Genomic DNA, 17,702 nt, shown 5'->3' with positions numbered 1-17,702 from the left:
CGCGGGTCACTTCCGCCGCCTCACCACCGTCGCTCCGCCCCGGGACGGGATTCTCACCGCCGCGCGCCTCAGACAGGATGACATGCCGCCGGACGCCGCGCGGACCGGGTCGCCACCGTAACGGTGCCGCGCCCCCGGTAGACCAAGTAATAATGGTCGCGATGGCGGAGTACACCTACCTCGTCCTGTCACTGCCCCGCGGCATCACCCGTGATACCGCCCGGCAGATCTTGACCGAGCACGCGGAGCGGGACGGCTGGGAGATCGATCGGTTGCGCCTCTACCCAGACGGCCGCCGCCGTATTCAGCTCCGCCGCAAGGTCATCCGCGCCGTCCGCACGTTCTGAGCCGACGCCGCCGCCCGGAGCGTAGCACTACGTACGTTCCAATTGACGCAACGTGAACGTATTGCCTGGTGACAAGGCTTCGCCCGTCCCGGGGACCGCGCCTTCCCGGGACGGGCGAAGCGTCTCGCTCACCGCCGCGCCGCAGCCGCACCACCACGCCGCGGCGGCCGCAGCTCCTCAGCGGCGTCCGAACCTGATCCCGCGGGTCAGCCCGAGCACCCCGGCGGCGAAGGCCAGCAGCGCGGCCGCGCCGACCGTCCACGTCGTCCCGGCCCTCGGCTTCGGGCCGGTCGTCTCCTCCGCCGCGACCGGCTGCACCGGCCCGATCACACCCGTCGCCGGCGTGGAGAGCGCCCCCGTCTCCGGGAGACCCGCCGCCGCGTTCTGCACGGACGGCACGACCGGCGAGGAGGGCAGCACCGTCCCGCCCGGCACACCGGGGATCGTCCGCTTCCCCGGCGTGCCGGCGGCGGACAGGTTCCGCGTGTCGAGCAGCGACACCGGCGCGGACGACAGACCCTCGACTCCCTGCGGCGGCGTCGCCGTCCCTGCTCCACGCAGAATCTCCGGATTCAGCACGGAGCCGAGCAGGCCATTGACCTTGGGCAGACGGCCCAGGTCGGAAAGGCCACCGGCCACGGGCAGACCGTCCACCCTCGACCGCGCGCCATGCGCCGGGGCGCCGCCCACCTCGGGCAGCTCCTTGGTCGAGGGCAGGCCCGTCACGGTGATAAGGCCGTCGGCCACGTTCAGGCCGCCGACTTCCGGAAGGCCGCCGGTGCCGGGCAGGGGCGTGCCGGTGCTCCGGTGGTAAGGGTGGTAGCCGCCGTGGCCCGGGTCGTCCTGGCACACGGCGGACGCCATGCCCACCACGGCGGCGGCGTTCCCGCACACGTCCGCGGGGGCCGTGACCGGCGCGTTCGCCTGGTTGCCGCTGCCGGCGCCGTCCTCGCCGGACGTCCGCGCACCGGACCCGTGCGAGCCCTTGACCAGCGTCTGCCCGTGGCAGCTCGCCGCCGCCGCGCCCACGATCGCCGCGGCGTTCCCGCAGATGTCGACGGGAACGGAGATCGGCAGGTTCGCCTGGTTGCCGCTGCCGACACCGAACACGCCGGACGTCTCCTGCCCGGACCCGGTGTGGCCGCCGTTCTTGACGCCGGCGCCGCCCTCGCAACCGGCCGCCGCGTCACCGGCGATCGCCACCGCGTTGCCGCACACGTTGACGGGAACGGAGATCGGCGCGTTCACCTGGTTGCCCGCGAGGACACCACCCGTCCCGTCGGTGACCTGGCCGTTCTTGCCGCCGCCCGTGACCTTGGCGCCGCCGCCGCAGCCCGCGTCCGCGTGCCCGAGCACGGCGGCGCCGTTGCCGCAGACGTTCACCGGCAGGGAGACGGGGGCGTTGACCTGGTTTCCGGAGGCGACCCCGTGCCCGCCGGACGTCTTCTGCCCGGCACCGCCGCGCTTACGGATCTTGGCGCCGCCGTCGGACGTGGCGTACGTGGTGCCGAGAAGCGAGGCGCCGTTGCCGCTCACGTCGGCCGGCGCGGAGATCGGCGCGTCGACCTGGTTGCCGCTGAGGATCCCGCCGTCGCCGTTCGTGACGTCGGCGAAGGCGCTGGACGGGAGGGCGGTGACACCGAGGGCGGCAAAACCCGCGGCGAACACCGCGGCACGGGATATGCCTTTTGCCCGCGTTCGCATGATGCTCCGTTCATTGAAAGGGGGAGACGCACGTTTCTCCTGTGCGTCGGGGGATGTGCCGTGCGAAGGGCACGGCGAGTGACCGGACCGGCGTGCCCGAGCCGCACGGGCACGCGTCCGGAGCCTGTGACCGGGTGTTAGTCGGGCGCGAAGGAAGGCTCGCCCGCGGCGGTGCGGACGGCCGGGGGAACCGCGCCGAAGGCGAGCGCATCCGACGCGCGTGGCGGGGCCGGAGCCCACGCGACGACGTTCGGGAAGCCCGCCGTCACACCGTGCATGGCGGAAGCGCCGGCCGCCGAATTACCGTCCGGCCGGTCGGGTGCCTGCAAAGGAACCGGATCGTCCTGAACGACCTGGCGCGATACATGGCCGCCGACGGCCGGAACCGCCTCGGCGGCCTCGGAAACCGCCCGCACACCCTGGTGCACCTCTGGCACCTCGGGCGCGGAAACAGCCGAAACACCGGCCTCGTGCACGACCTCTCGAACTTCCGGGACCTCCGGAAGGGGCGGCGCGTCCGGCGTCGCCTTCACTGCTTCCGGCGCCTTCTCCGCCACGGCCCGCACGATGCGGCGCACCGGTTCGCGCCTGTGGACGGTCTCGACCGCGTCCCCGAGCGGCGTCTGCGCGACGACCCGCGTGACGGGCGTCTCCTCGGCGTGCGCGGACTCCGCCGCGCACCCGAGGAGCCAGCCCGCGATCAGCAGCCCGCCGAGGACGAGCAGCCGCTGGAAGGTCCGCCCGGCGATGACGCGACGCGGCCGGGCGGAATCCGCCCCGAGCCGCGCCGCGTCACCCGCCACCGGACACCCTCCGTTGCCACCAGACCATCCTCAACGAACGGTGACGATAGCACCACGGAACGCATTGGCGATGGCAAATTCAGGAGCGATCGAGGAATTTGTCGAGGACCCTCACACCGAAGCGCAGGCCGTCCACGGGAACGCGCTCGTCGACCCCATGGAACATTCCGGAAAAGTCCAACTCTGGAGGCAATTTCAGCGGCGCGAAGCCGAAGCACCGCATGCCGAGCCGCGCGAACGACTTGGCGTCCGTCCCGCCGCTCAGGCAGTACGGAACCGGCAGGGCGCCCGCGTCCTCCGAGGTCAGCGCCGCCTCCATCGCCGCGACGAGCGCGCCCTCATAGTCCGTCTCGATCGCCTGGTCATGGTGAACGAAATCCCGCTGAACGTCCGGGCCGAGAAGTTCGTCCACTACCGCGAAGAACTCCTCCTCATATCCGGGCAAGAACCGTCCATCCACCTGTGCCGTGGCACTCTGCGGAATGACATTCGTCTTATAACCGGCATCCAGCCGCGTCGGATTGAGCGTGTTCTTGAGCGTCGCCCCGATCATCCGCGCCAGCGGCCCGATCTCCTCAAGGCACTTCTCCGGCCGCTCCGGATCGAACTCCACCCCGTACGCCATGCACGCCCGCTCCAGAAACGCCCGCACCGACTTCGTCAGCCGCACCGGGAACTCGTGCGACCCCAGCCTCGCGACCGCCGCCGCCACGGCCGTCACCGCGTTGTCCGGATGCACCATCGACCCGTGCCCCGCCGTCCCCACGGCGGTCAGGTTCATCCACGCGATGCCCTTCTCCGCCGTCTCGATGAGATACATCCGCCGGTCCCCCGGCACCGTCAGGCTGAACCCGCCGACCTCCCCCACGGCCTCGGTGCACCCCTCGAACAGCTCCGGATGCTCCCTCACCAGCCACTGCGCCCCCCACTTGCCCCCGGCCTCCTCATCGGCCAGGAAGGCCAGCACCACGTCCCGCGGCGGCCTGCGCCCCTCCCTGAGCCGCTGCCGCACCACGGCCAGGATCATCGCGTCCATGTCCTTCATGTCCACGGCCCCGCGACCCCAGACGCACCCGTCCACGATCTCTCCCCCGAACGGGTCGTGCGTCCAGTCCTCCGCCCGCGCCGGCACCACATCCAGATGCCCGTGCAGCAGCAACGCGTCCCGCCCCGGGTCCTCCCCCTCGATCCGCGCCACGAGACTGGCCCGCCCCGGATGCGACTCGAAGATCCGCGTCTCCAGCCCGACCTCCTCGAGCATGCCCGCGACATACTCCGCCGCCCCCCGCTCCCCCGGCCCCGAATGATCACCGGGGTTGCTCGTGTCGATCCGGATCAGCTCCTGGCAGAGCCGGACGACCTCGTCCTCAGCGGTCGGCTGCTGGGCCACAATGATCACCTTCGCGCCTCGCGTCCACACCTGTCGCCCCCATGGTGCCCCGTCGATCGACTTCGCCGCGACTCGTCTCCTTTGGTATGGTGAACCGGCCGCAGCCACGCTGCGGCCTGCAACCGGTCCGGGTGGCGGAATAGGCAGACGCGCTAGCTTGAGGTGCTAGTGCCCTTTACGGGGCATGGGGGTTCAAGTCCCCCCTCGGACACCAGAGACGATCCAAGTTCTTGCAGGTCACAGGCCCGGAACGCGATCATCGCAGGGCCCGAAACGGCCCGGTGATACCGCTCTGATACTTCCGGCCTGTGAGTCATGGTTCTACGCCTCCGCGACCAGGGCCGCGAACTTGTCCGCCGCTGCCCGCTGGTTCCCGGGCAGGACGTGAGCGTAGGTGTTCATCGTGATGACGGCGCTCGCGTGGCCGAGCCGCTCAGAGACCACCTTGACCGGCTCCCCGCCGATCAGCAGCAGCGTCGCGTGGGTGTGGCGGAGGTCGTGAAGACGGATCTCCGGCAGCGTCTCCCGCCCCTGCTTGGTGAGGTACCGCTCGCACCGCTTGAGCTGGTCCTTGAACGCGCGGGAGAACCGCTCCGGGTGCCGGTGCTTGCCCTCCGCGTCGCCGAACACCAGCGCGTCATCACGGGCGAGCTGGAGCGCCAGACTGCCGCGCTCCCGCTTGAGCGTGCGCAGCATCCCCATGGTGTGGTCGTCGCCGTCGACGGTACGGGGCTTGCTGGTCTTGGTGTCGCCCTCCTTGATCTCCGGCTTCTTGCCCTTGGTCCGGATCAGGCCGACCGACCGGCGGACCCGGATCGTTCCGGCGTCGAAGTCGATGTCGCGCCAGCGCAGCGCCAGCAGCTCGCCGCGGCGCATCCCGGTCATCGCCAGCACGTACCACGCGACGTGGTGAACGCTGTGCTCGGCCGACCAGTTGAGGAACGTACGAAGCTGGGCCGCCGCCCACGGGTGCATCTCCGGCGGCGCGGCTTGCTTCGCCGTGGGTGGCTTGGCCTTGTCCGCGGGGTTCTTGGCCAGTAGCGCGGGCTCGGCGTCTACCGCGGCCTGGAGCGCCGACCGCAGGATGGTGTGGATGTAGCGGACCGTCCGGGCGCTGAGGCCGGTGCCGGTCAGCTCGCCCTTGCCGTCGCGACGGCCGTTCTCCTCCAACGTCCGGTACAGGGCGTCGATCTTCGCCGTGGTCAGGGACGCCAGCGGGATCGCACCGAGGTAGGGCGTCATGTGGAGTCGGATGTTCTTCTTGTAGCTCGCGACCGTGGAGTCACCGAGCCGCAGGCCGGCCGCCCACGTGTCGAGATACTCGCCGAGCGGCTGCTTGGACGGGTCCACCCACGTGCCCGTGTCGACCTTCGTCATAGCGTCGCGCAGGGCCTTCGCCGCGTCGGTGCGCTTGGTCCAGGTTTCGCCGTTGGGGCCGCGTCGACGCAAGACCGACTTCTTAGAGCCGTCCTCCTGCGTGACCACGAACTTGATCCCGAAGCGGACCGCGCCCGCCTTCGTCTTGAACTCGAAGACGGAGCCCTCCCCGGGGCTGCGTCTCTTCGGCTTGCTCTTGCTGCTCACTCCCTGTCCTTTCGTCGTGGCCGTTCACCGGCCTTGCCGGGTTGTGACTCGCCCAAGAGGCCGGAGTCCCTCGCCCGTTGGACCCACCGCCGTGCGGTCGGCTCCGGGATCTCGCGCCCTCTCCACAGCCCGAGACGGCGCCGAAGCTCTTGCATCGGCGCGCGGGGGGTCTCCACCAGAGCGCGGCGATACTCCACCGCGACGTACTCCAGGTGCTCACGGGTCAGTGATCCGCGTACGCGGGGAGGAGGGGGCGGGAGTTCCTCGGCCAACCCCGGATCGAAGAACGGACTCGCGCCGTGGGGCCCCGAGTAGCCGACGAAATCCCGGAACTCCCGCTCACGCGCGGCGAGCTCTTGAAGCAGCGCCCCCACCGGGACATCACGCAGGGACGCCGAGGTGATCTCTACGGCCTCACCGTCCGGCGGTATGCCGAGGAACAGCCCGGTACAGCGGAGCCGCCGATCGTCCCCGATGCCGATGCTCATGGCCACCGGGTAGGGCAGATCGTCACTCTTGAAGACGATCCACCGGCGCTCCCGTACGAGATCAGCCATCTCGTCTTGGTCCTGATCGAGACCGATCCGGACCTCTGTGTTCCGTTGCCTCTTAGGTGCCACGCATGTAACCGTACGCGTGCCACTCACACATGCGCAACCCAATCAATGTGCCATGCATGATTGACGGCGGGTACCGGTGCCGCGCCACGCTCGTCACAGTCAATGACGGGGAGGTGCATCGATGACGGTGCCACTGGTCGATGAGCTACGCGCCCGCGTACCGCTGCCCACTCCCGCGGAGGCGCGGAGGATCCGGGAAGCCGCGGAGGTCACGCAGGAACGCATGGCCGAGGAACTCGGCGTACACCGGGTGACCGTCGCCCGGTGGGAGGACGGCACGCGGAGGCCGCGCGGTAAGACGCGCGACGCGTACGCCACCCTCTTGGCCGAACTGCGGAAGGTCATCGCGTAATGACCCCCGACGAACTACGCACCCAGCTTTTCGCCACGGTCTCCGAAGTCGCCGGCGTCTTCCGCGCTGACGACCGCACCGTCCGCCGAGCGATCGACGCCGGGACGATCCCGGCCGTCAAGGTCGGAACCAAGACCCTCATCCCGGTGCCCCGGCTCCTGGCGCTCATCGAGCCCCCGGAGTCGCCGGCGGAGACCGCCGCGCCGTCCGGCATCGACCCGGCAGCCGTGCGGGCGGCTACCGAGATGATCCGGGCCGGTCTCGGCGCGCTCGAAGCCCTGCTTGAGGCCCCTGGTATCGGTCGCGGTATCACCGGGTCGTCCGGCGCGCCGGTGGTCCCTATCCGCCCAGATCAGGCGGCCGGGGCCGCCGATGGGGCAGGGGACCGCACGTCCCCCACCGGGGGTGCCGATGCCTCATGACAAGGGCAGAGGCCGTCCCGGCGGGCCCACCGGGAACGGCCCCCAAACGAGCACACTCCATCCAGCCACCAGCGTAGCCCCGAACGTCCGGTCTGGATGGGACCGCTCCGGCGACGCGATGCCATCGCAAGGCCGCTTGGTCGAGCTTGTGACCGGTCCCGCGGCACCGAGGCGGTGAAAGCATGCGGATCGTCCGGGCGCCACGGCCATCGGGTTTCGTCAAGGTGCCCAACGACACCGCGCGCGACAAACGGCTCTCATTCAAGGCCAGGGGCCTCCTGACCACCCTTCTGAGCTATTCGGACGGATGGCTCACCGACGCCGACAAGCTTGCCGGTGAGAGCCCCAACGGGCGGACGGTGGTCCTCTCTGGCCTGCGGGAACTGGTCGAGTGCGGCTACGTCACGTATCGCAACCTGCGCGGTGAGGACGGCCGGTTCCGCAAAGAGATGTGGGTCTACGACGTGCCGCAACCGGTCGACGCGCCGCCCGGGTCCAGGTGAGCCGCCATGTGGACAAGTAGGCAAAACCGCAGGTCGCACCGACGTCAGGTTTCCCGATGTCGGGTGACCGAACGTCGGGTGACCGAACGTCGGAAAACCCGACCTGAACTACGTAGAAGACCAACAAGAAGACCAGGCAGAAGACCAAGAGACGAAAGAACAACCGGGGCTTGTGACGTCCACGGGGCTGAACTGGAATTAGGGAATCGGGCAAATCGGACAAGCTGTGGATAACTCAAGATCACACTCAGCCGCCGAGCAGTGGCGGCCCTGCCCCGGCTACGAGGGCGTGTACGAAGTCTCCGACGCCGGCCGCGTCCGCCGCGCCGCGCCCGGGCGCTGCACCTGGCCCGGCCGAATCCTGCGCCCCAGCATCGGAACGAGCGGCTACCCGAAAGTCGGCCTGTACGCCGCAGGAAAGGTCCGCTCCCACCACGTCCACCGTCTGGTCGCCGCGGCGTTCCTCTCGCCACCGCCCAGCCCGGAGCACGAGGTACACCACCGCAACGCCGACACGCGCGACGCGTCTCTCGCCAATCTGGTGTGGCTGACACGCCAGCAGAACGCCGCACTACGGCGGCCACGACTCCCCCGGCGCCCCCAGCCTCCGACCCGTGTCGGCCCCATCGCACTCACCCGCGACCAGGTCGCCGAGATCCGCGCGAGACACGCGGCCGGCGGGATCTCGTACCGGGCGCTCGCCCGCGAATACGGCGTCGCACACGGCACGATCCGGGCGGCCTGCCTGCGTACTGAGGGTGCCTGGGCAGCGTGAGGCGCACGCAACACATGGCGCCGCAACACGATGAGGAGGGACCCACATGGCACCGCTAGAACTCCCACCCCGAACCCGACAGATCGCCGAATGCATCGAACGCGACGCCACGTCCCGCCGACTCTTCCACCAAGGCCGACACACCCAAGCGCTAGAACGCCGCCGCGAACTCGCACACCGCTTCTACAAGATGTGGGAGAACGGCGAACTCCCCGACCCCCATTACGGCGGCGCACTGTCCCACTACGTGCCGCTTCTATGGGTCAACAGCCTGTGGCCCGGCGCCTGCCTGACCCAAGACGAATGGTCAGCCATGTTCGACGATGCCGGCTACTCCATCGACGGCGAACCCGCCGACCCTCCCGAGGACATCGGGGACGAAAGCTGGATCCTGTACCGCGGCACCGCCACCCGCAACGGCCGACCGACCTGGGGGTTCCCCGACCGGCGCGACATCGCCGCCGCTGAGTACGGATGGTGCTGGACCTCCTCTCTCAGCGGCGCCGTCACGTGGGCCAGAGAGCACGCCCGCTCGCAGGCAGGCGCCGCTGGCTGGGCGGTGTTCGAGGCCGCCATGCCTTGTGATGCGGTCCTGGCAACCCTCGAGGTCGACTGCACCACGTTGGACATCTGCGACACCCGCCGACTCTCCGCCCGGCCGCGGCTCGTCCTGAAGGGCCAGGCCTGACCGGATCAATGCCCTGCCGCGATCAACCACGTACGCTGTACAGAGTGGCGTATGTGGCGTGGGGAGGAGGGGCCCATGGCGAGTAAGCGGCGCGCGACCGCGGCCGAACGCGCCGATGAGGCGCTCCGCGCGCTCGAGCAGCGCCGCCGCGGCGTACCCGTCGCCGACATCGCCCGCGACATGGGCCTGCCCCTGCGGACCGTTCAGCGCCGCGTCGCGCTCGGCCTCGAGCTGCTCGGCGAAGGCCTCGATCCGGAGGAGTTGCGGCGGGCCGAGGAAGACCGCCTTGACGATCTCCTCCGCCGCGCGCACGGCCTGTTGGACCGTGAGGACCTGACGGTCACCGAGCAGGTGTCGATTCTGCGTCTCATTCGGGACATCGGGAAGGACCGCGTGCACCTGTTCGGGGTCGCCGTGCCGTCCAAGACGGTGATCGAGTGGGAAATGAGGGGAGCGGACGATGCCGGTCAGCAGACCGTGGGCGCCCCGTAAGCGGCGGCTGTGTGCTGTGCACGGTGACGCCTGCCCGGGCGCGCCGCATCACCAGCAGCTCGCCGCGCTGCAAGGCCTGGTCGCCGTCGCGCGGGGCCGGCACACCGACGAACGCGCCGCGGCCGCGGAGTGGTCGGCGCGGCCGTGCCGGGTCATGACGCCACGCCAAGACGCCGAGTTGCGGCGGCTACTGGACGAGACCCCGCGCCGAGTGGCGGCCGAGGAGAACACGATCAGGGAGGTTCGGTGAACGTCACCCAGCCCAGCACGGACCGCGGGGCGCAGGAGATCATGCGCCGACTGCGCGGAGACGGCGCCGGCGCGGCCGCGCGCCGGCGCAACGAGCAGGCCCGGCGCGACCATGAGCAGAGCATCCGGGAGCGGGCCCGCGTGATCTACGCCGAGCGGCTCACCGCCGCGGGCCCGGTCGACGGCCCGGAGCGGTCGCGGATCCTGGCGCAGGCGCAACAGCAGGCCCACCAGGAAGCGGAGCAGGAGATCCGCGCCCGCAACGAGCAGGCGGCCGGCGAGCAGATTCGGGAGCGCATGGAGGAGATCCAGCGCCGCGACTCGGCCCCGGCGCGGCACGCGCAGTGGAGCGAGCGAGCCGCGGCGCCCCTGCGCGACCTTCAGCGCGGCATGCCCTACCCGGAGGCCCAGTACCACCGGCACCGCGACCGCGGTGCCGAGCGGGCAATGGCGGGCTTCTACGGGCCCGTTCCGGGCGTCGACGGCCCGGACCAGGAGGAGGAGTAACCCATGGCTGCAATCCAGGTGGAGTCGACCGACCTCGAGCAGGTGCTAGGGCTGTGCCTGCGGCGCGACTCGCTCACGCTCGAACTGGTGAACGCGCTCCGGGAGCGGCACGGCAAGGCGGTCATCGGCTCGGTGACGGACGCTTCGCACGGTGGCGACGTCGGCGCGTACCGGACCACCATCGACAGCGTGATCGGCGAACTGTCCGGCGCATGATGGGGGACTGAGTGTCCCCCACAACAAGCCCCGTGACCTGCTGAAACGAGGTCACGGGGCTTGTCTTTGCGCGGATGCTGATACTTCCCCGGGTATCAGCGGAGGCCCGGCCCCCGCGGGGAAAGGGCCGGGCCTCCTGATCCCCCCCCGGATCCCCGGGAGGGCCGTGGCCCCGGCTGCCCATCACCCCGCCAAGGATGATCGCCGGGACCACGGCGTTGGAAGGGGCGACGCGGCCGGGACCGGGGGCTGTTATCCACCGGCGGCGCCGCCCCGGCCTATGGCTCCTCTGCCCGCCGCTCCCGCTCGCGGCGGCGCGCCGCGGCGCGCTCGATTATGTCGCCGTAGGCCGCGATCTTGTCTGCGTCCTCCACGCGTGTGCAGTGCTGCGACTCGGTGACGACCTCATCCATCAGCGCCATGTACGCGGCGAGCGCTTCGGGCAAGCCGGGCTCGTCCAGGTTCAGGGCACGGCGCTCAGCCATGGTTCACCGCCCGGAGCTTGCCGCGGAGCTGGTCAGCCGTATCGGCGTCGACGTCGCTGACCTCGTGCATGATCAGGCGCCCGCGCTCGTCCCGCTCGACGTCCCGCATCGCCCACCAGCGGCCCGCGCTGCTGTGAATGATCGACCAGCGCGGGAACTCCTCACGCAGGGCCGCCTTCGTCTCCTCCACCGTCGCCGTCATCGGCCGCCTCCGAGCGTCAGAGCGTCCACCATGCGCCGAAGCAGGCCGCGCCGCGGGGGCCGTGCGTGCCGGGTGCCGGGCGGACGGTGCGGCGGAGGAGACGGTGACCACATTCCCTCTGCCACGCGGGGCGCGTGCGGCATGTGCCGCGGCTGCGTCCGGCGGCGCGGCAGGACGGCGCTGAGGCGCCGCTCGAACTCGTCCAGGGTGGCGGCCTCCACCAAGTGGTCACGGCCCGCCCGGTCGGTCACTACGCCCCAGAGGCGCCCGGTCCATTCCCCATGCCAGAGCGGCACTCCCGGGAACCGGGCGCGTAGCTCGGCTAGTGCCTGATCGAGATCGACGTCTAGTCCGCCCCATGGGGGCGCTACCGTTTGCATCAGTCGGACCTCCAGTCGTCCGGCGAGGCCCCGGGATCACGGTGTTCGCGCACCGCCCGGGGTCGCTTTGTGTCGTCGGACACAGAGTTCCGTCACACGAAGGCCCCGATGTTCCAAGTTGGAACATCGGGGCCTTGTGCACCTCGGTTCGATCGGCTACGCGCTCATGCGGCTGTAGATGCGTCGCAGCGGTTCGGGCAGCGTCCGCCGGACGTCCACCAGATGAGTCACCACAGAACGCGCGGTCGGATGAAAGGTGACCATCTGCGGGGCGATGCGGTCGGCGCTCTCCAACCGGGATTCGGCCTTGCCGTAGGAGCCGGTCTCCACGTGCACGCGGGACATGTCGATCTCGTGGTGAGCGCGACGTTCCGGCGGGAGCATCGTCAACGTGCGGTCTTCGATGCCGTGGTCACGTCGCGCGGCCTCGTCCAAGTCGCCGAGCTCGACGGCGACGGCGGCCCCGTGGATCGCGACGTTCGCCGGCGTGAACTCCAGCCCATGAACCGGCTTCCCGCCGCGCCCCTGTCGGATCCGCTCGGACGCCTTCCCCCAGTACTCCCACGCCTGGTTGCTGTAGTGGTCGTGGTCCCGGGCGGTGCGTGCGGCGATGATGGCTGACCGTAGGTCGATCGCGCCGCCGACCTCGCCAGCGTCGGGCCGGTCGTCCTGGATGTTGGCCGCGGCCCGGTCCAGCAGCGTCAGCGCGGGCTTGGGCTCGTTCAGGCCCATCAGCAGCAGCGACCGCGCCAGCGTCACCAGCAGCGGCAGGTGTGGATCCTGGGAGCGGCGTGCGGCATCGGCCCCGCGCTCGAGCAGGGCCAGGGCGTCACCGCTGTAGCCGAGTCGCCGGGTGAGGCTGACCGCGGAGCCGAAGGCACGCGACAGCAGGTTCCAGGCCCTCGGGTCGTCGGTCTCGTACGCCCAGAACATGAGTTCTTCGATCACGGCGGGGAGCCGCTGCCCGATCTTGGTGAGCTGGGCCTTGTGCATCAGCCGCCGGGAGGTGGCGACCTCCGCGGCGAGGACATCCAGACTGCGGGGTGGCCCAGCCAGATCGGGGCCGACGTCGACGTAGGCGAGGACGCGACGCAATTCGGGAATGGCCGCGTGCACGTGGTCATCGTGGCCGTACGGCTGCCCGTAGAGGACGGCGGGATCTACTCCGAGCGCCGCGGCCGTCGCCGCGACGAACGCGGGAGTGGCGACCTTGTGGCCGGCCTCCACCTGCGCGAGATGGCCGCGGGAGTAGTTCGCGCGTTGTGCGAGACCGGCTTGTGTCAGGTCACGCTTCTTGCGCCAGCGCGCTATGCGCTTGCCAACGGTGTCGGGGGTACCATCGTCGGACATCGGCCCTGCACCTCCTGAGTGGTCGCACTCTCAGGCTACGGCGCAGGGCCGAATCACGTCAGGGCCCCGGCTCATCAGTACGAACGCACCGGCGCCCCGCCTCCCGGAGGTGACGGGGCGCCGGTGCGTGTGGGACGTGGTTCAGCCGTCCGGCGCGTGGCCGTTCAGCGCGGCCGGGCCGGTCGGAACCGGCTCGTCCAGCAGCTTGCGGACCTGGTGCCGGGAGATCTTGAACTCGTCCGAGATCCACCGTTGCGACCGGCCCGCCACCCTGGCTGACCGGACCGCCCCGGCAAGACCCTCAGACGGCGCGTGGCCTGCGTGGTCGTCCTCGGCCGGGGTGGTCGATTCCGCGTCGTCGGGTGGGTCGTCCTCGGCCGCCTGGTCGACGCCGGCGGGCGCGTCGACCACCGGGGCCGGAGTGGTCGGTCCATCCATGATCACGTCCCGGCTATCGGTTTTTATCGGTGGGTCAGCCGCCGCGCCGCCGCCGCGGCGGATCATGGTCATGAGCAGTTCGACCACGACCACCAGCGTGACCGCGGGCCATGCCGCGATGGTTGCGCCCACCGGCCCGTGCTCGACGCCGTGCAGGACGTTCACGGCCACCGTGGCGCCGATGCCCATGCCGAGCGCCCACCGTGCCAGCGGCGGCGCATCCTCGCGGCGGCGCGCCGAGTCGAGCAGCACCATGGACGCGACGACCACCAGGCCGTCAACGGTGAGCGGGACGAGCAGCGCCGTGAGGCCCGTCTCGCCGTGCGCGCGGACGACCTCGAGCGCGTGCCGGTAGGAGACGAGCCCGGCGATCGCGCCGACGCCGAGGACGCTCGCCGCGGTGGTGATCCGGATGACCCGGTCGCCGGCGTTCACCGGGCCGCTCCGGCACGTGCGATGAGGCCAGCGACCACGGCAACGGTCTCCGGTTCCCACTTGGCGAGCCACGCGAGGGTGCGCCGATCGTGCTCGCCGAGCTCGACGCCGGCGGCCGCGCATGCCGCGGCAAGGCGCTCCCGGTTGAACTGGGCCATGGTGCCGGGCGGGGCGCCGTTCAGCACGCCGTAGGCGCCGCGAGTCGTCTCGGCCGCCTGCTGCTCGGTCTCGTACGGGCCGAGGTCGGTGGGTAGCTTCTGGGGCATGTCCGGGTCTCCTCCGGATCAGCGGCCCCGGGTCGGGCGTGCGTGGCGCCGTACCCGGGGCCGTCTCATGGACGGGGTTCCCCGGACGCAGGGCGCGGCGGCCCGCGGGAGCACGGGCGACCAGCAGGGCCGCCCGTGATTCCCGTGGTGATACTTCGCGTGATACTGCCGCCGGTGTATCTGGATGTATCCAGGTGCGTCCGGGAGAGACCGCAGAGGCCGTATCGCCAGGTCAGCGCATACGTGAATGCCTCTGCGTGATCTCGGATGCCCCTGGTCCCGTGGGAGTTCAAGTCCCCCCTCGGACACGTACCGTTCCCTCAAATTCGGGGACGTGGATGTCACGATTCGATCCGGGTTGAGGTCAGCCTCGACCCGGATTTCTTGTTTGCCCGGGTCGTAGACGAGCCGAACACCGAGCGCCTGATAGACGCCCTGGCGAGCCTCTGGGCTCGCGTCCTGGAGGACGGAAACGAGATCACCCAGTGCGGTGACGAGCGCGTTGATCTCCCGGACCGTCAGGGTCTGCGGGCGCTGCCCTTCAGCCGCGTGGAGTTCGGCTCTGGCGGCGGTCAGCTGAGATTCGGTCTCCGTCATCCACTCGGTGATAGTCACCGGGTTGGCCCCTGCTTCGAGGGCGGCGCGGTGACGCGCGAGTTTGGTCTCGCAGTCGGCGATCTGGGCCTTGGCGCGTATCGCGGCGCTGTTCGTCGGAGGTTCCTGCGCGGCGTGGAGATCGGCGATCGTCTGCTTGATGCGATGGGGCGCCAGGACCTTGGCCAGCCACGGGTCCACGAGCGCGGTGACCTGGTGCTCCCGGACGAAGATGTTGCGCGGGTGCTCGACCTTGTTGGCCAGCGCGTACTCCTCCGGGTAGCGGCACCGGAAGTAGACGTAATCCTTGTATGTGTGTGCCTGCATCTTGCGATTGCAGAGCCCGCAGTAGATGACGCCGCGCAGCGAGTAGGCGTGTTTGCTGTGCGTTCGGGCCTTGGTGCCGCCGGTCTGGCAACGCCGAGCCGCGAGCTTGCCCTCGATGCGGTCGAAGACGTCCTTGTCGATGATGACGGGGTGGACGACCTTCTTGGAGAAGACCCACTGGTCGCGGTCGTTCCAGCGGAGCTTGGTGATGTGGCCGAGGGAGACGTCGTTGACGTCGATGAGGACCTCGTCCTTACGCTGCCGGTTCCAGACCTGGTGCCCGGTGTAGCGCGGGTTGGTCAAGATGGACTTCACCGCGCTCTTGGCCCAGGCCAGTCCCTCCCGGTGCCGGTTGCGTGCTCGGTCGTGGGCCGATGGGCAGGGGATGCCGTCTCGTGTCAGTCCCTCGGCGATGGCGAACAGTCCCTTCTCGGGTGAGCCGTCGAGGCCGAGGTACTCGCAGTAGATGCGCTGGACGACCGGTGCCGAGTCAGGGTCGATGTCCAGCTTGTACAGGCGCTTGCCGTCGGCCGCCTTCCCCGGGTGCGGGTGCAGCCCGCCGTCCACGAGTTTGTAGCCGTATGGAGGACGGCCGCCGAGGTAGCGGCCTTCGGTCGCGGCGATGGCGGCCATGCTGCTGCGGACTCGGGTCCGGACGCGGTTGCGCTCCCCTTTGGAGAGCCCACCGAACATCGACATGATCATGTCGTGGGCTTCGTTGACTGGGTCGATCGCCCCGCCGATCTCCGGAACCCACAGCGGCACGCCGTAGTGGTCGAACAGCGGGAACGTCAGACCGTACTGCCCTCCGTAAAAGGCTCGGTGCGGCTCTCCGATGACGACAGCGTCGAAGCCCCGGTTCGGGTTCTTCAGCGCTTCCAGTAGCCGACTGGCCTCCGGCCGCCGCACCCATGGGATCGAGCGGGAGCGGTCTACGTCGAAGTACTCGACGACGATGCAGCCACCGTTGCTCTCGATCAGCGTCTCCGCGCGCCGGAACTGCCATGCCTTCGACGCGATCGGGTCCTGCTTGTCTTCGGTGGACACCCGCCCGTAGAAGGCGAACCGCAGGGGCGTTGCTGCCCGGAATCGTTGCGGAATCATCGGCCGGTCTCCTCGTCGCTGTGATCGGCGGCGCGGCGAGCACGGACTTCGAGCATGAGGCTCAGAAGCGCGCGAGCCGCGTAGGGCGTGAGGCGTGGCGGCTCGGCCGGTGCGACCAGTCGCAGACGGCCAGGCTCAGCGCTTGCCGCTCCCCCGTTGTCCGGCCGGGTGCCGGATGACGGGCGGTCCGCCCCGGTGGCGGACCGGTGGTCATCACCGCTCGACTCGTCGACCGAGGTCAAGTCCTGGACCGGCGGACGATGGTGGACCGGCCGGGGCGAGTGGCGAGGCGATCTTCTGCGTGTGGCCGGCGGGCGGTCACCTGTACGTGGAGACGTGCGCGGGTGGCTGGTCGTGGAGTCTGGCTGGTTCGTGGTCATGCGCCGGGCCGCCTGGACCGGCAGGCGCCCGTTCCCCCTCTCATCTATAAAGCACCGCCGAGACACCTGTTTTTGGCCGTCCCGGCGCGTCAAGAATTAGCCAATATTCATGGCGACCTCCGGTGGGATCACTACAGATCTCCCGGTCTTCGACCGCAGCGGACAACGAGGCACAGAAGCTGATATGGAAGGCTCTTTTAAAAGTCGGTGTAAAGACTGACCGGCAGGTACTTCCCAGCGGCGCCCGAGCCGCCCTATTACTTAGCGACGGAACGTAGAGCGACAGCCGAAGGCCGGGCGTGCAGCCCGAAACGGAAGGTCGCAAACTAGCTCGTACATTAACCAGAGACAACAAAGCCACGCCTACATCAAGACAAAGGGACGCCAAAAGAAACTCGCGGTACGCACACCGGCGCCGATTTGAAGTTGGACAGTCAATCGGGCCAAGTCTCGGCAATTTCTGTCGGCCGCGAGGCCAATCTCGCGCTCTACGCGGTGCTTTAAGGGTGTGCGAATCCACGACCGCCTGACAGCACCGCCCACATCGTCCGCATTCTTGGAGGAGATCCATCTGAACGTGTCCGACGTGCCCGAATCGCACCAGCCCGCCGACTCGCCCGTCCAGTGGCTGGAAGACCACGCTCACCTGCTGCCGGAGCTGCCCACGCTGCTGCTCGGCCTGCTCGCCCGGCACGGACCGGAGATCATCGGCGTCGTCGTGGCCGTCTGCGTGACCGTCACCGGCGCCCGCGTGGCGGTCACCCGGTGGCGCAACCGGTATCACTCGCGCACGACACGTGTGGTCGAGATCGCGGTGCCTCCGAACGTGGAGGCCGACAGCGCCGCGGCGTGGTGGAAGCACCAGGTCGGGCAGCTCGGTCCCAAGTGGAAGCGCTGGGTCTTCGGGCAGCCGCATCTGGCGTTCGAGTACGTGGCCGACGAGAACGGCATCCGGTTCCAAGTGTGGGTACCGGGCACCATCGCGCCGGGCGTGATCGAGAAGTCCGTATAGGCGGCCTGGCCTGGCGCCACCATCACCACCCGCGCCGCCGCACCACCGATCCCCCTCGACGCCGAGGCTGCTGGAGG

The 17,702-nt window shown here is 69.9% G+C and carries 22 protein-coding genes and 1 tRNA gene; 12 read left to right on the top strand and 11 right to left on the bottom strand.

All coding sequences use genetic code 11. The features are described from left to right. The first annotated feature begins 161 nt into the window (after positions 1–161). Complete coding sequence (locus tag ACTWPP_RS13745; RefSeq protein ID WP_443104622.1) at positions 162–347, top strand: DUF5703 family protein; 186 nt, start codon at positions 162–164, stop codon at positions 345–347. Between the two features lie 177 nt (positions 348–524). Here the strand turns inward: ACTWPP_RS13745 and ACTWPP_RS13740 are convergent, their stop codons facing one another. The 3 genes from ACTWPP_RS13740 to ACTWPP_RS13730 form a co-directional block, all read right to left on the bottom strand. After that, complete coding sequence (locus ACTWPP_RS13740; protein WP_443104621.1) at positions 525–2,051, bottom strand: chaplin family protein; 1,527 nt, start codon at positions 2,049–2,051, stop codon at positions 525–527. Between the two features lie 137 nt (positions 2,052–2,188). Next, on the bottom strand, positions 2,189–2,854 hold the full coding sequence (locus ACTWPP_RS13735) for a hypothetical protein (protein ID WP_443104620.1): 666 nt from the start codon (positions 2,852–2,854) through the stop codon (positions 2,189–2,191). 79 nt (positions 2,855–2,933) lie between these two features. Further along, positions 2,934–4,244, bottom strand: a complete 1,311-nt coding sequence (locus ACTWPP_RS13730; RefSeq protein ID WP_443104619.1) for a M20/M25/M40 family metallo-hydrolase — start codon at positions 4,242–4,244, stop codon at positions 2,934–2,936. Positions 4,245–4,369: 125 nt separating this feature from the next. Here ACTWPP_RS13730 and ACTWPP_RS13725 point away from each other — a divergent pair. Next, a tRNA-Leu gene (locus tag ACTWPP_RS13725) sits at positions 4,370–4,458 on the top strand. A gap of 107 nt (positions 4,459–4,565) precedes the next feature. Here ACTWPP_RS13725 and ACTWPP_RS13720 read toward each other — a convergent pair. Continuing rightward, positions 4,566–5,828, bottom strand: a complete 1,263-nt coding sequence (locus tag ACTWPP_RS13720; protein ID WP_443104618.1) for a tyrosine-type recombinase/integrase — start codon at positions 5,826–5,828, stop codon at positions 4,566–4,568. Beyond that, entirely contained in the window at positions 5,825–6,385 is a 561-nt protein-coding gene (locus tag ACTWPP_RS13715; RefSeq protein WP_443104617.1) for a hypothetical protein, read from the bottom strand. The genes ACTWPP_RS13720 and ACTWPP_RS13715 overlap by 4 nt, the downstream gene beginning before the upstream one ends. A 184-nt stretch (positions 6,386–6,569) precedes the next feature. On the opposite strand from ACTWPP_RS13715, the gene ACTWPP_RS13710 reads away from it, so the two are divergent. From ACTWPP_RS13710 to ACTWPP_RS13670, 9 genes are all read left to right on the top strand, one after another. Then, positions 6,570–6,800 (top strand): helix-turn-helix transcriptional regulator, encoded by a 231-nt coding sequence (locus tag ACTWPP_RS13710; RefSeq protein ID WP_443104616.1) that lies wholly within the window; start codon positions 6,570–6,572, stop codon positions 6,798–6,800. Continuing rightward, positions 6,800–7,222, top strand: coding sequence for a helix-turn-helix domain-containing protein (locus tag ACTWPP_RS13705; RefSeq protein ID WP_443104615.1), 423 nt, complete (start codon positions 6,800–6,802; stop codon positions 7,220–7,222). Before ACTWPP_RS13710 ends, ACTWPP_RS13705 begins: the two co-directional genes overlap by 1 nt. A gap of 182 nt (positions 7,223–7,404) precedes the next feature. Continuing rightward, the gene (locus tag ACTWPP_RS13700; RefSeq protein ID WP_443104614.1) at positions 7,405–7,725 is read left to right on the top strand and encodes a hypothetical protein; all 321 of its coding nucleotides are present in this window, start codon (positions 7,405–7,407) and stop codon (positions 7,723–7,725) included. A gap of 226 nt (positions 7,726–7,951) precedes the next feature. Next, positions 7,952–8,500: an NUMOD4 domain-containing protein gene (locus ACTWPP_RS13695; protein ID WP_443104613.1), complete on the top strand. Its 549-nt coding sequence runs from the start codon at positions 7,952–7,954 to the stop codon at positions 8,498–8,500. Positions 8,501–8,546: 46 nt separating this feature from the next. Next, positions 8,547–9,188, top strand: coding sequence for a hypothetical protein (locus ACTWPP_RS13690; protein WP_443104612.1), 642 nt, complete (start codon positions 8,547–8,549; stop codon positions 9,186–9,188). Positions 9,189–9,263: 75 nt separating this feature from the next. Then, positions 9,264–9,680, top strand: coding sequence for a hypothetical protein (locus tag ACTWPP_RS13685; protein WP_443104611.1), 417 nt, complete (start codon positions 9,264–9,266; stop codon positions 9,678–9,680). After that, complete coding sequence (locus ACTWPP_RS13680; RefSeq protein ID WP_443104610.1) at positions 9,649–9,930, top strand: hypothetical protein; 282 nt, start codon at positions 9,649–9,651, stop codon at positions 9,928–9,930. The genes ACTWPP_RS13685 and ACTWPP_RS13680 overlap by 32 nt, the downstream gene beginning before the upstream one ends. Continuing rightward, positions 9,927–10,436 carry a hypothetical protein gene (locus tag ACTWPP_RS13675; protein WP_443104609.1) on the top strand — a complete coding sequence of 170 codons (510 nt, stop codon included), beginning with the start codon at positions 9,927–9,929 and terminating at the stop codon, positions 10,434–10,436. Before ACTWPP_RS13680 ends, ACTWPP_RS13675 begins: the two co-directional genes overlap by 4 nt. A gap of 3 nt (positions 10,437–10,439) precedes the next feature. After that, positions 10,440–10,652 carry a hypothetical protein gene (locus ACTWPP_RS13670; RefSeq protein WP_443104608.1) on the top strand — a complete coding sequence of 71 codons (213 nt, stop codon included), beginning with the start codon at positions 10,440–10,442 and terminating at the stop codon, positions 10,650–10,652. Between the two features lie 278 nt (positions 10,653–10,930). Here the strand turns inward: ACTWPP_RS13670 and ACTWPP_RS13665 are convergent, their stop codons facing one another. The 6 genes from ACTWPP_RS13665 to ACTWPP_RS13640 all read right to left on the bottom strand — a co-directional run bounded on the left by ACTWPP_RS13665 (position 10,931) and on the right by ACTWPP_RS13640 (position 16,233). Further along, the gene (locus ACTWPP_RS13665) at positions 10,931–11,137 is read right to left on the bottom strand and encodes a hypothetical protein (RefSeq protein ID WP_443104607.1); all 207 of its coding nucleotides are present in this window, start codon (positions 11,135–11,137) and stop codon (positions 10,931–10,933) included. Further along, complete coding sequence (locus ACTWPP_RS13660) at positions 11,130–11,339, bottom strand: hypothetical protein (RefSeq protein WP_443104606.1); 210 nt, start codon at positions 11,337–11,339, stop codon at positions 11,130–11,132. Before ACTWPP_RS13660 ends, ACTWPP_RS13665 begins: the two co-directional genes overlap by 8 nt. Before the next feature lie 536 nt (positions 11,340–11,875). Continuing rightward, positions 11,876–13,069 (bottom strand): helix-turn-helix domain-containing protein, encoded by a 1,194-nt coding sequence (locus ACTWPP_RS13655; protein WP_443104605.1) that lies wholly within the window; start codon positions 13,067–13,069, stop codon positions 11,876–11,878. Positions 13,070–13,210: 141 nt separating this feature from the next. Further along, positions 13,211–13,942 carry a DUF2637 domain-containing protein gene (locus ACTWPP_RS13650; RefSeq protein WP_443104604.1) on the bottom strand — a complete coding sequence of 244 codons (732 nt, stop codon included), beginning with the start codon at positions 13,940–13,942 and terminating at the stop codon, positions 13,211–13,213. Beyond that, the gene (locus ACTWPP_RS13645) at positions 13,939–14,208 is read right to left on the bottom strand and encodes a hypothetical protein (protein ID WP_443104603.1); all 270 of its coding nucleotides are present in this window, start codon (positions 14,206–14,208) and stop codon (positions 13,939–13,941) included. Before ACTWPP_RS13645 ends, ACTWPP_RS13650 begins: the two co-directional genes overlap by 4 nt. 18 nt (positions 14,209–14,226) lie before the next feature. Further along, entirely contained in the window at positions 14,227–16,233 is a 2,007-nt protein-coding gene (locus ACTWPP_RS13640; RefSeq protein WP_443104602.1) for a recombinase family protein, read from the bottom strand. Between the two features lie 936 nt (positions 16,234–17,169). Between ACTWPP_RS13640 and ACTWPP_RS13635 the strand changes: the two genes are divergently transcribed. After that, positions 17,170–17,625 carry a hypothetical protein gene (locus tag ACTWPP_RS13635; RefSeq protein ID WP_443104601.1) on the top strand — a complete coding sequence of 152 codons (456 nt, stop codon included), beginning with the start codon at positions 17,170–17,172 and terminating at the stop codon, positions 17,623–17,625. Positions 17,626–17,702 lie beyond the last annotated feature (77 nt).

The sequence above is a fragment of the Actinomadura sp. 3N407 genome (assembly GCF_052245875.1).
Lineage (GTDB): Bacteria > Actinomycetota > Actinomycetes > Streptosporangiales > Streptosporangiaceae > Spirillospora.
Note: the sequence above shows the minus strand (reverse complement) of the source record. Positions and strands in the feature narration are given on the sequence as shown.

Coding starts and splice junctions, on each gene's coding strand:
- ACTWPP_RS13745 (WP_443104622.1), top strand. CDS start 162: ATGGCGGAGTACACCTACCTCGTCCTGTCACTGCCCCGCGGCATCACC.
- ACTWPP_RS13740 (WP_443104621.1), bottom strand. CDS start 2,051: ATGCGAACGCGGGCAAAAGGCATATCCCGTGCCGCGGTGTTCGCCGCG.
- ACTWPP_RS13715 (WP_443104617.1), bottom strand. CDS start 6,385: ATGGCTGATCTCGTACGGGAGCGCCGGTGGATCGTCTTCAAGAGTGAC.
- ACTWPP_RS13710 (WP_443104616.1), top strand. CDS start 6,570: ATGACGGTGCCACTGGTCGATGAGCTACGCGCCCGCGTACCGCTGCCC.
- ACTWPP_RS13705 (WP_443104615.1), top strand. CDS start 6,800: ATGACCCCCGACGAACTACGCACCCAGCTTTTCGCCACGGTCTCCGAA.
- ACTWPP_RS13700 (WP_443104614.1), top strand. CDS start 7,405: ATGCGGATCGTCCGGGCGCCACGGCCATCGGGTTTCGTCAAGGTGCCC.
- ACTWPP_RS13690 (WP_443104612.1), top strand. CDS start 8,547: ATGGCACCGCTAGAACTCCCACCCCGAACCCGACAGATCGCCGAATGC.
- ACTWPP_RS13685 (WP_443104611.1), top strand. CDS start 9,264: ATGGCGAGTAAGCGGCGCGCGACCGCGGCCGAACGCGCCGATGAGGCG.
- ACTWPP_RS13680 (WP_443104610.1), top strand. CDS start 9,649: ATGCCGGTCAGCAGACCGTGGGCGCCCCGTAAGCGGCGGCTGTGTGCT.
- ACTWPP_RS13670 (WP_443104608.1), top strand. CDS start 10,440: ATGGCTGCAATCCAGGTGGAGTCGACCGACCTCGAGCAGGTGCTAGGG.
- ACTWPP_RS13665 (WP_443104607.1), bottom strand. CDS start 11,137: ATGGCTGAGCGCCGTGCCCTGAACCTGGACGAGCCCGGCTTGCCCGAA.
- ACTWPP_RS13660 (WP_443104606.1), bottom strand. CDS start 11,339: ATGACGGCGACGGTGGAGGAGACGAAGGCGGCCCTGCGTGAGGAGTTC.
- ACTWPP_RS13655 (WP_443104605.1), bottom strand. CDS start 13,069: ATGTCCGACGATGGTACCCCCGACACCGTTGGCAAGCGCATAGCGCGC.
- ACTWPP_RS13645 (WP_443104603.1), bottom strand. CDS start 14,208: ATGCCCCAGAAGCTACCCACCGACCTCGGCCCGTACGAGACCGAGCAG.
- ACTWPP_RS13640 (WP_443104602.1), bottom strand. CDS start 16,233: ATGATTCCGCAACGATTCCGGGCAGCAACGCCCCTGCGGTTCGCCTTC.